12 protein-coding genes, 2 pseudogenes and 1 riboswitch are annotated in these 13,404 nt (G+C 46.7%); of the genes and pseudogenes, 13 read left to right on the forward strand and 1 reads right to left on the reverse strand.

The window, feature by feature from the left end; all coding sequences use genetic code 11:
* The first annotated feature begins 385 nt into the window (after positions 1–385).
* The 9 genes and pseudogenes from RE628_RS10180 (at position 386) to RE628_RS10220 (ending at position 8,754) form a co-directional block, all read left to right on the forward strand.
* Positions 386–1,575, forward strand: a pseudogene (locus RE628_RS10180) (D-alanyl-D-alanine carboxypeptidase family protein).
* Positions 1,576–1,663: 88 nt separating this feature from the next.
* Entirely contained in the window at positions 1,664–2,017 is a 354-nt protein-coding gene (spoIIAA, locus tag RE628_RS10185) for an anti-sigma F factor antagonist (protein WP_309158583.1), read from the forward strand.
* Positions 2,014–2,466: an anti-sigma F factor gene (gene spoIIAB, locus RE628_RS10190; protein WP_309158585.1), complete on the forward strand. Its 453-nt coding sequence runs from the start codon at positions 2,014–2,016 to the stop codon at positions 2,464–2,466. The genes spoIIAA and spoIIAB overlap by 4 nt, the downstream gene beginning before the upstream one ends.
* Positions 2,467–2,477: 11 nt before the next feature.
* On the forward strand, positions 2,478–3,233 hold the full coding sequence (sigF, locus tag RE628_RS10195; protein WP_309158586.1) for an RNA polymerase sporulation sigma factor SigF: 756 nt from the start codon (positions 2,478–2,480) through the stop codon (positions 3,231–3,233).
* Between the two features lie 438 nt (positions 3,234–3,671).
* On the forward strand, positions 3,672–4,322 hold the full coding sequence (locus RE628_RS10200; protein ID WP_309158587.1) for a stage V sporulation protein AA: 651 nt from the start codon (positions 3,672–3,674) through the stop codon (positions 4,320–4,322).
* Positions 4,319–4,744: a stage V sporulation protein AB gene (locus tag RE628_RS10205; protein WP_309158588.1), complete on the forward strand. Its 426-nt coding sequence runs from the start codon at positions 4,319–4,321 to the stop codon at positions 4,742–4,744. Before RE628_RS10200 ends, RE628_RS10205 begins: the two co-directional genes overlap by 4 nt.
* Before the next feature lie 272 nt (positions 4,745–5,016).
* Positions 5,017–6,690: a spore germination protein gene (locus RE628_RS10210; protein WP_309158590.1), complete on the forward strand. Its 1,674-nt coding sequence runs from the start codon at positions 5,017–5,019 to the stop codon at positions 6,688–6,690.
* 113 nt (positions 6,691–6,803) lie between these two features.
* Entirely contained in the window at positions 6,804–8,135 is a 1,332-nt protein-coding gene (lysA, locus tag RE628_RS10215; RefSeq protein WP_309158591.1) for a diaminopimelate decarboxylase, read from the forward strand.
* Between the two features lie 184 nt (positions 8,136–8,319).
* Positions 8,320–8,754 carry a peptidylprolyl isomerase gene (locus tag RE628_RS10220; protein ID WP_309158593.1) on the forward strand — a complete coding sequence of 145 codons (435 nt, stop codon included), beginning with the start codon at positions 8,320–8,322 and terminating at the stop codon, positions 8,752–8,754.
* A gap of 129 nt (positions 8,755–8,883) precedes the next feature.
* On the opposite strand, the gene tlp is transcribed toward RE628_RS10220, so the two are convergent.
* On the reverse strand, positions 8,884–9,105 hold the full coding sequence (gene tlp / locus RE628_RS10225) for a small acid-soluble spore protein Tlp (RefSeq protein ID WP_309158595.1): 222 nt from the start codon (positions 9,103–9,105) through the stop codon (positions 8,884–8,886).
* Between the two features lie 162 nt (positions 9,106–9,267).
* Positions 9,268–9,457, forward strand: a riboswitch (FMN riboswitch).
* A gap of 263 nt (positions 9,458–9,720) precedes the next feature.
* Between tlp and ribD the strand changes: the two genes are divergently transcribed.
* The 4 genes and pseudogenes from ribD to ribE (RE628_RS10245) all read left to right on the forward strand — a co-directional run bounded on the left by ribD (position 9,721) and on the right by ribE (RE628_RS10245) (position 13,395).
* Positions 9,721–10,824, forward strand: coding sequence for a bifunctional diaminohydroxyphosphoribosylaminopyrimidine deaminase/5-amino-6-(5-phosphoribosylamino)uracil reductase RibD (ribD, locus tag RE628_RS10230; RefSeq protein WP_309158596.1), 1,104 nt, complete (start codon positions 9,721–9,723; stop codon positions 10,822–10,824).
* Between the two features lie 30 nt (positions 10,825–10,854).
* Positions 10,855–11,526 carry a riboflavin synthase gene (ribE, locus tag RE628_RS10235; RefSeq protein ID WP_309158598.1) on the forward strand — a complete coding sequence of 224 codons (672 nt, stop codon included), beginning with the start codon at positions 10,855–10,857 and terminating at the stop codon, positions 11,524–11,526.
* A gap of 99 nt (positions 11,527–11,625) precedes the next feature.
* On the forward strand, positions 11,626–12,864 hold the full coding sequence (locus tag RE628_RS10240; protein ID WP_309158599.1) for a bifunctional 3,4-dihydroxy-2-butanone-4-phosphate synthase/GTP cyclohydrolase II: 1,239 nt from the start codon (positions 11,626–11,628) through the stop codon (positions 12,862–12,864).
* A 64-nt stretch (positions 12,865–12,928) separates the two neighbouring features.
* Positions 12,929–13,395: pseudogene (gene ribE / locus RE628_RS10245) on the forward strand (6,7-dimethyl-8-ribityllumazine synthase).
* The last annotated feature ends 9 nt before the right edge of the window (positions 13,396–13,404 follow it).

Consider the following 13,404-nt stretch of genomic DNA (forward strand, 5'->3'; position numbering starts at 1 on the left):
GAAATAATATAAGAGGTAGTTTAAAAAGTCCCCTTTGATCACGAAGTAAATTATGAAGCTATCAAGGCATCGAATCTTGAATTCAGCCGGGCCTTCCGGTGCTCAAGTACAAACTACGTACGCTCCGCTCCTCAGGCCCTAGCTTCATCAAACCTTCTCGGTGCTGAAAGGTCTGACTTTTTAAACACGAACTATAAGTTAAAACTGACCTTTTTGGACATGTACTATAAATACTATGATCAACGCGGCGTTCTTACGCGAGGCATAAGCCTCGTGAGGAACGCCGCTTTTTATTGGCAAGCGGCCGTGCAGGAATATAATGCCATGAAATGGAGCATACTAGGTTAGCAGAATCCACACTTTTAGTATAAAGGGGGAACATAGTTTGAAGAAGATGCTAATCAGCGGGCTAATGGCTCTTATAATGACAGTATCTGCATGGCCTATTGCAGCCCTAGCAGAGGACGGTGGGGCACGTAATAACACAGAGGTGTTGTCGCTAGCGGAGAATGCACGCTCCGCGATTCTGATCGATGCAGACACCGGCACGGTTATTTATGACAAACAGAGTCATGAGAAGCTGCCACCTGCCAGTATAACAAAAATCATGACGATGCTGCTGACGATGGAAGCTATCGATCAAGGTCGCTTGAAGCTGACAGATAAAGTAACGGCCAGTGAGCATGCTTCATCGATGGGCGGGTCACAAATCTTCCTCGAGGTTGGGGAAGAAATGACGGTCGATGAACTGCTGAAAGGGGTAGCAATGGCTTCAGGGAACGACGCCTCGGTCGCACTAGCAGAGAAGATCGCTGGTTCGGAGCAGGGTTTTGTCAAGTTAATGAATGATCGAGCCAAGGAACTTGGACTTTCGGACACACACTTTGCCAATTGCAATGGACTGCCGATAGCTGATCATTACAGTTCCGCTCATGATATCGCCATGATGAGTCGTGAACTCCTAAAGCATGATGGGATTACGAAGTATACAGGGTCCTATCAGGACTACCTGCGCAAGGACTCCGCTAAGCCGTTCTGGCTCGTCAATACGAACAAGCTTGTCCGCTTCTACAGCGGCGCGGACGGCCTTAAGACGGGGTACACTGCAGAGGCGAAATTCTGTCTGGCTGCAACCGCGAAGCGTGATGGAATGCGATTGATTGCCGTTGTGCTCGGGGAGCCGAATACGAAGACACGCAACAATGAAGTATCTGCAATGTTCGATTATGCGTTCTCGCAATATGCACTGCAGCCGATCTATAAAGCTGGTGAGGTGATCGGTAAAGTGAAGGTGCAGAAGGGGAAGCTGCACAGTTAGAGTTGACTGCTTCCAGGACGATGAGTGTTCTGGTCAAGAAGGGCTCCAAGCTAGAGAATATTACACAGAAGCTGGTTATTCCTGAGAAGATTGCTGCTCCTGTCAAGGAAGGACAAATGATCGGTCAACTAATAATCATTCAGGATGGACGGACCTTGGCAGAGTTCGATTTAAACGCAGCTTCAACGATCAAGAAAGCCCGTTGGTGGACCTTGTTCAAACGTACAGCCGCGCATATGTTTTTTGTAGATTCTTAGGTTTTTTCTTCTAGTTTTGTCATAGAGCAGGATTCGTCCGAGGATATGTAGAATTGTTGTGTTCATGTCAGGGAGGAGAGTGAACAACGTGAATTTGCATATGGAAACCGCTAGGCATCGTGAGACGCTTATTGTACGTTTATCCGGTGAGCTAGACCACCATACGGCGGATATGGTGCGCATGCGCATGGATGAGGAGATTGGGCGAGAGGGCTGCCGCAATCTGCTGCTCAGTCTCAAATCGCTGCAGTTTATGGACAGCTCAGGGCTTGGGGTTATACTCGGACGCTATAAGCTGATTAAGCAAAAGGGCGGGAAGATGGTTGTCAGCGACGTTAATCCACCGGTATTCCGCTTGCTGGAAATGTCAGGCTTGTTCAAGATTATGTCTATTTATGAAAATGAGAGCAGTGCGCTCTCTGAGTTGGAGGTCGCTCTATGAATGAAAATAACCGTAACTTTATGACCTTGCAATTCGCGGCAAAATCGGAAAATGAGTCTTTCGCCAGAGTAACGGTAGCCGCATTTGTCTCTCAACTAGACCCTACGATGGATGAGATTACGGATTTGAAGACCGTTGTATCTGAAGCGGTAACCAATTCAATCATCCACGGTTATGAGGAGAATTCTGAAGGTATCGTAACGATCTCTGCCTGGATTGAGGAGGATACAGTTACCTTGCTCATCGAGGACAAAGGCCGTGGGATTGAAGATTTGGAGTTGGCTAAGCAGCCGTTATTCACTTCCAAGCCGGAACTGGAACGGTCCGGAATGGGCTTTACGATCATGGAGAATTTTATGGATGAGTTTGACGTCGCAAGCGAGGTTGGCGGCGGCACTTCGATTCGGATGAAGAAGAGGATCGTATCGAAGAAAGCTTTATACAATTAGGGGTTGGAGCCATGGATGCCGAAGTGAAGCAAGCCTCGAGAGAGTATTTGGACGATGCGGAAGTGAAAAGGCTGATCGCCTTAAGCCAGGCCGGAGATAATGTAGCCAGGGATCGGCTCGTAAGCTGCAACACAAGGCTGGTCTGGTCGGTCGTACAGCGGTTCATGAACCGCGGCTACGAGCCGGAGGATTTGTTCCAAATCGGCTGCATCGGTCTGTTAAAGTCGGTGGATAAATTCGATCTAAGCTATGACGTTAAATTCTCAACCTATGCGGTTCCGATGATTATAGGAGAAATTCAGCGATTCCTTCGTGACGACGGAACGTTGAAGGTCAGCCGCTCGTTGAAGGAAATGGCGAATAAGGTACGTAAGAAGAAGGATGAGCTGTCCAAGGTGTTGAACCGTCTTCCGACAGTGAAGGAAGTAGCCGATGAGCTTGGGGTGACGCCGGAAGATGTCGTATTTGCCCAGGAGGCGAACAAGCCGCCAGCCTCTATTCATGAGACGGTGTTTGAGAATGATGGAGATCCGATCACACTAATGGATCAGATCGCAGATGAGTCTCAAGAACGCTGGTTCGATAAGCTGGCCCTGCATGAAGCGATCGACGGTTTGTCAGAACGGGAGCGACTGATTGTGTACTTACGGTATTACCGTGATCAGACGCAATCTGAGGTGGCGGCTAGGCTTGGAATCTCCCAGGTCCAGGTGTCCAGATTGGAGAAGAAAATATTGCAGAGCATTCGCGATCAGATCGCTCAGTAATTGTTCCAGAGGATGCAGGGAGATCATTGCTCTAAGATATAAGGCTTAATATGATCTTGATGCATTGAAAGACAGGGGCTGTCTCAAAGGTTGATTTTTCGACCCGGAGACGCCCCTTTTGTATGCCCAAAAATGCGACGATCCTCATGCTTTGGCCGGAGTACTCGGACACTTTTGGCCGTTAGCGCCCAATCTTTAGTACGCGGCCCTTGTAACGGACAATTTTGTCCAGTACAAGGGGAAAGATCGCGGGAAACCGTAATTTGAGCTTCTAATGGTCAAAAGTGTCCGTTAGGAATACGGGATTGTTTTTTTCTTGCTCTAACGGACATTTTTGACCGCCTCTATAGTGCCATAAGCCGCAAATGTCATACCCGTCGAGTAAATGTAAGTCTACATTGGCATACTATGGACATTATGAAAAAAGGGGTGGCTATCATGAACCAAATACCTCATCCCTGCATTTATGTACGTCTGCGCAAGCAAGTAAGGCTTCCACTCGGCTCATCTATTCGGCTCCGAGACATTGCTCGTGTGCTCGCTGATCCTCATCAGGAAGAAATTCTGCTTAATTTGGAGCTAGAGCGTCCGGAGAGGAACGATGGTAATTTGATCGTTATCGATACCCTGCAAGTGATTTCTGTTATTAAGCAGCGATTTCCTATGGCCCAGGTTGAAGTGATTGGCGAGCCGCATGTTCTGGTTGAGATGATCGTGAAGGAGAGGAAGCCGTCGCTTCTGCTATTCGCGGTCGTGTGGCTCCTGTTGTTCTTTGGGGCCGGACTGACGATCATGAATTTTCATGCCGATGTGAGTATGCCAGCTGTTCAGGTGCGGATTGTAGAGATGATTACCGGTCAGCGAGATGAGCATCCTTATCTTTTTCAGGGCGCGTACTCTATTGGCATCGGATTCGGTATGATTATCTTCTTCAATCATTTATTCAAGAAGAAATGGAATGAGGAGCCTACTCCCCTTGAAGTTGAGATGTTCCTGTACCAGGAAAATCTGAATCAATACGTTGTTGCCGAGGAGTACAAACGGATGGGCGAACAAGTGGACAAGGAGAAGGGGGAGAAGCCCTTTTGAGCAGCCTAGTCATATATGGTGGTCTTTTATTTCTCGGATTCGCCGGGGGAATCGCCGTAGGTGCCGGGGTTATCGCTTTATTTATCGTGCTCGATATCATTCCGCGCCTCGCTCAGATTACACGATCTTTTGATAAGGTTCATTGGTATGAGGGGGCGATGGTCAGTGGCTCATTTATCGGTACAATCGCTGATTTCTGGAATTGGAAAATCGCTGGGCCATGGTTATTCAGTGGAGTTGTCGGTTTGTTTAACGGCATCTTCGTTGGAATGCTTGCGGCAGCTTTAACTGAGGTGCTGAATGTTCTGCCGATCATCGCCAAAAGGCTTCATATGCAGCGATATTTATTCGGATTGCTGTTGGCGATGGTGTTTGGGAAGGTGGCCGGCTCGCTATTCGAATGGTTCATTTACAATCCGTAGAGGTAATTCAAAAATCCACTTTTGATTACGAAGTAAACCGAAGAAGCTGTTTCGACATCGAATCTTGAATTCAGCCGGGTCCTCCGGTGCTCACGTACCCAAAACGTACGCTCCGCTCCTCAAACCCTAGCTTTATTCAACCTTCTCGGTACTAAAAACCGGATTTTTGAATCTTGATTGAAAGAGGTAATTCAAAAATCCGCTTTTGATCGTGTAACAATTATTATTCGGCATGAAGAGCTCAGACATATTTTCTAAGGGGGCTAGAACCAATGGACCAAGAAAATGATCATATCCAGGAGCGTGAGAATAACGAGAACATGCCAGGCTTTATTCAAGAGTCTGAACAGTCCAGGCAGGATACAGATCCAAAGACTCGTCCGGCAGAGCCTCATATAGGCGTATGGACCAAAAAAGCGGTTCAGCAAAAAAGAGACGCAGAAAAGTCTGACTCCCTGGAGGATTCCATCATATATTGGCAGCAGAGCGATAGAATCAGCAGGAGTCTAGCTACGACGAAACGGACACTCGAAGAAGTCATGGGTCTTGGAAAGAGCTTCGATGTCATATTCCGCGAAATGAGCTTTGCCGGTAAGAAGACGGGGATGCTATTCATTAATGGCTTTGCAGAAAGTGAGATAATGCTGGAAATTATTAAGCGGCTCACCTATTTAACGCCGGATAATTTGTCTGCTGGGGCGATGCGTTCTTTTTTTGAAATGTATATACCACATATTCAAGTGGAGAAGGCGGAAGAATTAAGTGTTGTGATAAATAACGTCTTGATCGGGATGAGTGCTTTCTTCATTGAGGGCGAACAGACGGCGATTATTATGGATACACGCCAGTATCCGGTGCGTAGTCCGGAAGAGCCTTCGCTTGAGCGGGTAGTTCGCGGAGCCAGAGATGGCTTCACAGAGACGATGTTGACAAATGTGACCCTGGTGCGGCGGCGCCTTCGTGACCCCGGTCTGAAGTTCGATGCCTTTCAGGTAGGTAGGAGGACGAAGACAGATGTATGCTTGGCATATATCGATGATATTGCCGACAAGTTGGAGATTGAAGCGGTGCGCAAGAAAATTGAGGGTATAAATATGGATGGAATTCCGCTCGCCGATAAGCAGCTTGAAGAAGCTATTTTGCATAAAGGCTGGAGCCCGTATCCTAGTGTCCGTTATTCCGAGCGTCCTGATGTCGTCGCTTCACATTTGCTCGAAGGCAGGCTTATTCTGTTCGTTGATACCTCGCCTAGTGTCATTATTTTGCCTACGACTTTCTTTGATTTATGTCAACATGCTGAGGAGAATAGACAAACCGCGTTCATGGGCACGTATTTAAGATGGGTGCGCTTTGCTGGTATCTTTGCTTCGCTGTTTCTATTGCCAATCTGGCTGTTGATCGTGTTGCATCCGGAATTCAAACCGGCGATGCTGTCTTTTATTGGACCACATGAAAATGCAAAAATTCCATTAATCGCTCAATTTCTGCTCGTTGAGTTCGGGGTTGATCTGATGCGTATGGCTGCGGTACATACCCCGACGCCCTTGGCTTCAGCTATGGGCTTGATCGCAGCGATTATGATTGGCGATATTGCCGTGAAGACGGGCTTGTTCGTCAACGAGGTTATTCTGTATATGGCGATTGCAGCGATCGGAATGTTCGCAACACCAAGCTATGAATTGGGGCTAGCCAATCGAATGGTCCGATTGTTCCTTCTAGTTGCAGTGGCTATTTTTGGCGGACCGGGTCTGATCGTTGGAACGACCTTGTATATTCTGTTTCTGACTTTTCAACGCTCCTATAACTCGCCTTATTTGTGGCCGTTAATTCCATTTAACGCCAAGGCGATGGCTGCGATATTGTTCCGTGTTCCGGTCATGTCATCTAAGCAGAGACCGTCTTTCAACAAGCCGCGTGACCGTACACGCATGCCGCAAAACGAATAGATGGTGGGCGTGTCTACCAAATAATACAAATCATCTTCATAATAATCCATTTTTCAGTTCACCGTTTGTTTGCTATACTGGTGTAAAATTGAAAACAGTGGAGGATTGCATAGATGTATTTACACGGTACAAGCAAAATTAATACGAAAGGCCATCTGGAAATCGGCGGTTGTGACACGGTAGAACTCAAAGAGACCTACGGCACACCGCTCTATATTGTAGATGAAGACCTTATACGGCAACGGAGCCGTGAATATATGGATGCCTTTAGGGCATCCGGTTTGTCCTTCCAGGTTGCATATGCAAGCAAAGCCTTTTGTGTTATGGCTATGTGCCGGTTGGCTGAAGAAGAGGGCCTATCCCTGGACGTTGTCTCCGAGGGTGAATTGTATACCGCGCTGCAAGCAGGCTTCCCTGCACAGAGAATTCATTTCCATGGCAATAATAAGACTCCATTTGAGCTTGAGATGGCTATTGAAGCGGGTATCGGATGTTTTGTAGTCGACAATTTGGTAGAGATGCATTTACTCCAGGCCATTGCGGCTGAGAAGAAGGCTACGGTGAACATTTTGCTTCGCGTGACACCGGGTGTCGAAGCGCATACTCATGAGTATATTTCTACCGGACAGATCGATTCCAAATTTGGGTTTGATATTGGGAATGGAGCTGCTTTCGCAGCGGTTGAGGCAGCAAGCTTGTGCAACAATTTGAACCTGCTGGGGGTACACTCACATATCGGTTCGCAGATTTTTGAGGTAGAAGGGTTCCAGTTAGCGGTGGAGCGAGTCGCTGATTTTGCTGCTAAAGTCAAGGAACAGCTTGGAATTCTGTTTAAAGTCGTCAATCTTGGCGGTGGCTTCGGTATTCGCTATACGCAGGAAGATACACCGCTAAAAGTCGCTGATTATGTCAAGGCGATTACAGACGCGGTTAAACAGCACTTTAGCCTTAGCTATCCTGAACTTCCGGAGATCTGGGTGGAGCCAGGCCGCAGCATCGTAGGCGATGCTGGTACTACCCTATATACAGTCGGAACGAATAAGGACATTCCTGGCGTACGCAAATATGTTGCTGTCGATGGAGGGATGACTGACAATCCACGTCCGGCCCTTTATGAATCCAAATACGAGGCAATGTTGGCTAACCGTGCTTTTGATTCCAATGAAGAGACGGTATCGATTGCAGGGAAATGCTGTGAAACTGGCGATATGTTGATATGGGATATTGAACTGCCAACCGTCGAGACTGGTGACCTATTAGCTGTGGCTTGTACGGGAGCTTATAATTATGCGATGGCGAGCAATTACAATCGGATTCCACGTCCAGCTGTCGTATTCGTTAAGGATGGACACAGTGATATTGTAGTGAGACGGGAGACACTTAATGATATCGTTGCTTATGATATGATTCCTGAGCGGATCTCGAAGCAGCCCTCCTACAAATAATGTCTCAGAGGATTAAGAGCTGAACTTTTGTAAATAATGAGTAAGACCGTGAGGAGAACGCATCATTTGCGTATTCTTCACGGTTTTTCATTTTGCATGCTGGCTTTCTCTTTGCTCTGTCGGAGATTTCATAGTACACTGGAATAGGTTTGTCTAACAGATTAAATAAAAGGAAGTGACCGATATGAAAAAAGGTAAGATCGTATTGGAGAACGGTGGAGTTGTTGAAATTCAATTTCTGCCTGAAGAAGCACCAGGTACAGTAGCAAACTTTGAGAAACTGGCTAATTCTGGTTTCTATAACGGACTAACGTTTCATCGCGTAATTCCAGGCTTTGTAGCACAAGGTGGATGCCCAACTGGAAATGGCACAGGCGGCCCTGGCTACACAATCAAATGTGAGACTGCTACGAACGTGACAAAGCATGAGCGCGGTGTTTTGTCTATGGCTCATGCGGGTAAAGATACTGGCGGTAGCCAATTCTTTATCGTATACGAACCGCAACCACATCTCAACGGAGTACATACCGTATTCGGCAAAGTAACCTCCGGTATGGATCTTGTGGATCAAGTACGTCCAGGTGACAAAATGAAAGAAGTAACTGTCTGGGACGAATAGAATTTAGTATAAGTAAAGCCTGCGACATCGTCGCAGGCTTTTTTGCTATAATTGCTATTCAGACGATTGGCTTTCTTGCGGCATAAAGATAAGGGTTATCCTCTAGCTACTTTATGTCATGTTTGTAGCTCATTGTTGATCAGACTTTTCATCCTTGATTTCTTCACGGAATCCTTCAATGCTTCTTAATCGCTTTTCGTTCTTTGCCTCGATTTGCTGCTTCTCGGAGCTTGAGATTTCATCAGCATGCTCACTTAAGTAATCCTGGCCTTCACGAAAGTTTTTGATTGTGTTGTCTATGTGTTTGCTTAATTTTTGCACGTTGTCCGAACGATCGTCGGGCTTAGCCATGGAATATCCTCCTCTAGAATTCATTGATGACATTGACGTTGCTCGTCAATGCTTATCATCTGCTCAGCAAGAAATATTATTCACTGTATTTGCTCGTTTCTTGATTTTTAGGGATGATAGTGTTAACATTCGAATTGCAAGAACTGTTTTACACAATTGAATACTTTCCTTCGGGGTGGGGTGTAATTCCCGACCGACGGTGATGGCATGCACTATTTGATTAGCTTCTTAGACTTATAAGAGAGCATGCACGAGTCCGTGACCTGTATATCACATGTCTAATTATGAGATATATGGCTGAGCCGGTGAGATTCCGGGACCGACAGTATAGTCTGGATGGGAGAAGGAAGAACGCAGCAGAGCTTTTGACTAATATTATGCGTATGGACATAATTAGTTAATATCGCATATTTGCAGTCGATAAGTTCTAATTTTCACAAAGTTGATGTGCATCTATGTACATAGCTTCTGTTTCAGCATAGCCATATTGGCTTTGTCTGTTCAGTGATGTGATTTTTAAGCGTACTCACTCTCATAATAACCCTGATGGATTAGATTCCGTCGGGGTTTATTTTTTTGGATTCATCACAGCTAGACAGCGAAGGAGGTGGGGATATGCAACTGATGAACGATGAATTTTACATGGGTCTTGCTTTGGATATGGCTGAGAGGGCACTGGGGCAGACAGGAATCAATCCGGTGGTCGGAGCGGTCGTCGTAAAGAATGGTGCTGTTGTTGGTATTGGCACGCATTTGAGGAGAGGAACAGCTCATGCGGAGGTACATGCATTGGATATGGCAGGTGCTGAGTCTGAGAATAGTACAGTCTATGTCTCATTGGAGCCCTGTAGTCATTTCGGAATGACTCCTCCATGCTCGCAGCGGCTAATTCAGGAGAAAGTGAAGCGTGTCGTTGTAGCTTGTGAAGATCCGAATCCAAGTGTAGCGGGCCAAGGGATCGAGAGGCTGCGGAGGAGCGGCATTGAGGTGGAGGTCGGTGTACTGCGCGAGCGAGCCATTAAGCTCAATAAGAAGTTCAACAAGTATATTACGACGAGACTGCCTTATATCACGCTTAAGACAGCCAGTACTTTGGATGGCAAGATCGCTTCCAAGAGCGGCGATAGTAAATGGATCTCGAATGATGCTGCCCGCGAGCTTGTACACACCTTGCGACATCAGCATCAGGCTATCCTGGTAGGTGTTGGGACGATTATTGCCGATGATCCGCAGCTTACAACAAGGTTATCGGTTCCGGGATTATCACCTATTCGAATTATCGTTGATTCATCCTTAAGGATTCCCGGGAATAGCCAAGTGCTAACTGATGGCATGGCGCCAACGATTATTTTGACGACAAGCCGAGCGGATCAAAGCAGAATTGACGGGCTACGTGAGCAAGGCATTGAAATCATAATAAGCGGAGACGGCCCTGGGGTTGATCTGGAACTTGCAATGCGTCTTCTTGGCGAGCGTGAGATTGCTTCAATTCTAGTTGAAGGCGGAGGCAGGATCAACGGATCGATGCTGCAGCATCATCTGGTCGATGAATTGATGGTATTCATTGCACCTAAGCTTATTGGAGGCTTCGAGTCGCCAGGGAGCTTCGTCTTTGATGGTTATGAAAGAATGCGGGATAGCATTGTGCTAAATAATATGGAAGTAGAGCTCATTGGTGATAATATTTGCGTCAAAGGACAGCCAATGTATTCCGTATAACCAGTCGTAAGGTATCAAGGAGGCAAGATCATGTTCACTGGAATTGTTGAAGAAATCGGTACGATGAAATCGATCAGCCGAAAAGGAGAAGCGATGGTGCTCGGCATTCTGGCTAATCGCATTATGGACGATGTGAAGTTAGGAGATAGCATCTCTGTGAATGGCGTATGCTTAACCGCCACTTCCCTGGAAACTTCCGGTTTCACGGTAGATGTCATGCCACAAACTTATCGCCATACGAATCTAAGTAATCTGAAGCCTGGCAGTAAGGTGAATTTAGAGCGGGCTATGGCAGCAGGAGGAAGATTCGGAGGACATATCGTACAAGGACATGTGGATGGAACCGGAACGATCACAAGCATGCGTCAGGATCAGAATGCAGTCTTTGTCGAGATCGAACCTGAGGAGCCAGCTCTTTTTAAATACATTATTCCTCAAGGCTCCATAACGATCGATGGAATCAGTCTAACGGTCGCCAGCGTTGATGGAGGTAGGTTTATGGTATCGATCATTCCACATACCTGGAGTGAGACGGTGCTGGCTTTGAAACGAGCGGGAGATACGGTCAATCTGGAGACCGACGTGTTAGGCAAGTATGTAGAGCACCTGTTGAGATTCAATCATAGCCCAGCGGGTAAACCGCAGAACGGCAATCCTTCAAATGTAGATTTATCATTTCTAGTTGAGAATGGATTCGCTTGAGATCGTTAGGTCAATTTAGGTAGCAGATTGAACAAGCATTTGAAGTTATGTTTCCTGAGAGTCATTTGAAATTTGCAGCTATAGCAGGAGGGGATTCAAATGGAAGATATTCAATTAGATCGGATTGAAGATGCGATATATGATCTAATGCGCGGTAAAGTCGTTATCGTGGTCGATGACGAGGATCGGGAGAATGAGGGAGATTTTATAGTGCTGGCTGAGAAAGCGACTCCCGAAGTGATTAATTTTATGATTAAAGAAGGACGCGGTCTTGTCTGCCTGCCGATAACACAAGAGCGGGCGGAAGAGTTAGATCTGCAGCCAATGGTGGCACAAAATACGGATAATCACGGGACCGCCTTTACAGTGTCAATAGATCATCAGGATACTACAACAGGTATATCCGCCCATGAACGTTCTCTAACAATTCAGAAGCTGATGGACCCTGCGGCCAAGCCGAACGATTTTCGCCGCCCGGGGCATATGTTCCCGTTGATCGCTAAGAAAGGTGGCGTATTGCGCCGTGCTGGACATACGGAGGCTGCTGTTGATCTCGCCCGTATGTGTGGGGCTTACCCTGCGGGAGTCATTTGCGAAGTGGTCAAAGAAGACGGCACGATGGCGAGATTGCCTGACTTGGTTGAAATCGCTAGAACCTTCGATCTAAAGCTGATCAGTGTCAAGGATCTAATCCATTATCGCAATGAGAAGGAGAAGCTGGTCAATCGCGAGGTAGAAGTGCATATGCCCACGGATTTCGGTGAATTTAGAGCCGTCGCCTTTACGAATGAGGTTGATTCCAAAGAGCATGTTGCTCTGGTAAAAGGCGATATCGGCGGCGAAGAACCAACTCTGGTGCGTGTACATTCAGAATGTCTTACCGGTGATGTATTTCATTCACACCGTTGTGACTGCGGACCGCAATTGGCAGCAGCACTGCGTCAGATAGAGAAGGAAGGCAGAGGTGTATTGCTCTATATGCGTCAAGAAGGTCGCGGTATTGGCCTTATCAATAAATTGAAAGCTTACAAGCTTCAAGAGCAGGGCTTGGATACCGTGGATGCTAATCTGAAGCTGGGATTCCCACCGGATCTGCGAGATTACGGGATTGGTGCTCAAATTCTAAAGGACTTAGGTATCCGTGAAATTCGTCTCATGACCAATAATCCGCGCAAAATTACTGGCCTTGAGGGATATGGCTTGAAAGTGGTCGAGCGCGTACCAATCCAAATGGAAGCCAATGAGGACAATGCCAAATACTTGCATACAAAACAGGCAAGAATGGGACATTTGCTGAAATTTGATGACATTGAGCAGGATGAGTCCTCACAGCAGTAAGAATGGTTGATAAAGAAAATGCAGAGAGATCAAAAAAACATACAATTGAAGGGAATGGATATATATGGCACATGTATTCGAAGGACATTTAGTATCTGAAGGATTAAAATACGCGATCGTAGTTGGACGGTTTAATGAATTCATTACAAGTAAACTGCTAGGTGGTGCGCTAGATGCATTGAAGCGACACGGGTCAAAGAAGAGGAGATTAACGTAGCTTGGGTTCCGGGAGCATTCGAAATTCCATTCATTGCCCAAAAATTGGCAGAGAGCGGCAAATACGATGCAGTAATTACGCTGGGAACCGTCATCCGGGGTTCAACGACGCATTATGATTATGTCTGCAATGAAGTTGCTAAGGGTGTGGCAGCAATCGGCCTGAAGACAGGTGTACCAACCATCTTCGGGGTTGTAACAACAGAGAACATTGAGCAGGCCATTGAACGTGCCGGGACGAAGGCGGGCAACAAAGGCTGGGATTCGGCAATGGCGGCAATTGAAATGGCGAACTTGACGAAACAGCTAAAATAGTGCTTATTT

The organism is Paenibacillus sp. D2_2, assembly GCF_031199965.1.
GTDB lineage: Bacteria > Bacillota > Bacilli > Paenibacillales > Paenibacillaceae > Fontibacillus.

What these genes read in the sequence shown, in the direction of transcription:
- spoIIAB (WP_309158585.1), top strand. Translation starts at nt 2,014, where the DNA reads ATGAATGAAAATAACCGTAACTTTATGACCTTGCAATTCGCGGCAAAA.
- sigF (WP_309158586.1), top strand. Translation starts at nt 2,478, where the DNA reads ATGGATGCCGAAGTGAAGCAAGCCTCGAGAGAGTATTTGGACGATGCG.
- RE628_RS10200 (WP_309158587.1), top strand. Translation starts at nt 3,672, where the DNA reads ATGAACCAAATACCTCATCCCTGCATTTATGTACGTCTGCGCAAGCAA.
- RE628_RS10210 (WP_309158590.1), top strand. Translation starts at nt 5,017, where the DNA reads ATGGACCAAGAAAATGATCATATCCAGGAGCGTGAGAATAACGAGAAC.
- lysA (WP_309158591.1), top strand. Translation starts at nt 6,804, where the DNA reads ATGTATTTACACGGTACAAGCAAAATTAATACGAAAGGCCATCTGGAA.
- RE628_RS10220 (WP_309158593.1), top strand. Translation starts at nt 8,320, where the DNA reads ATGAAAAAAGGTAAGATCGTATTGGAGAACGGTGGAGTTGTTGAAATT.
- tlp (WP_309158595.1), bottom strand. Translation starts at nt 9,105, where the DNA reads ATGGCTAAGCCCGACGATCGTTCGGACAACGTGCAAAAATTAAGCAAA.
- ribD (WP_309158596.1), top strand. Translation starts at nt 9,721, where the DNA reads ATGCAACTGATGAACGATGAATTTTACATGGGTCTTGCTTTGGATATG.
- ribE (WP_309158598.1), top strand. Translation starts at nt 10,855, where the DNA reads ATGTTCACTGGAATTGTTGAAGAAATCGGTACGATGAAATCGATCAGC.
- RE628_RS10240 (WP_309158599.1), top strand. Translation starts at nt 11,626, where the DNA reads ATGGAAGATATTCAATTAGATCGGATTGAAGATGCGATATATGATCTA.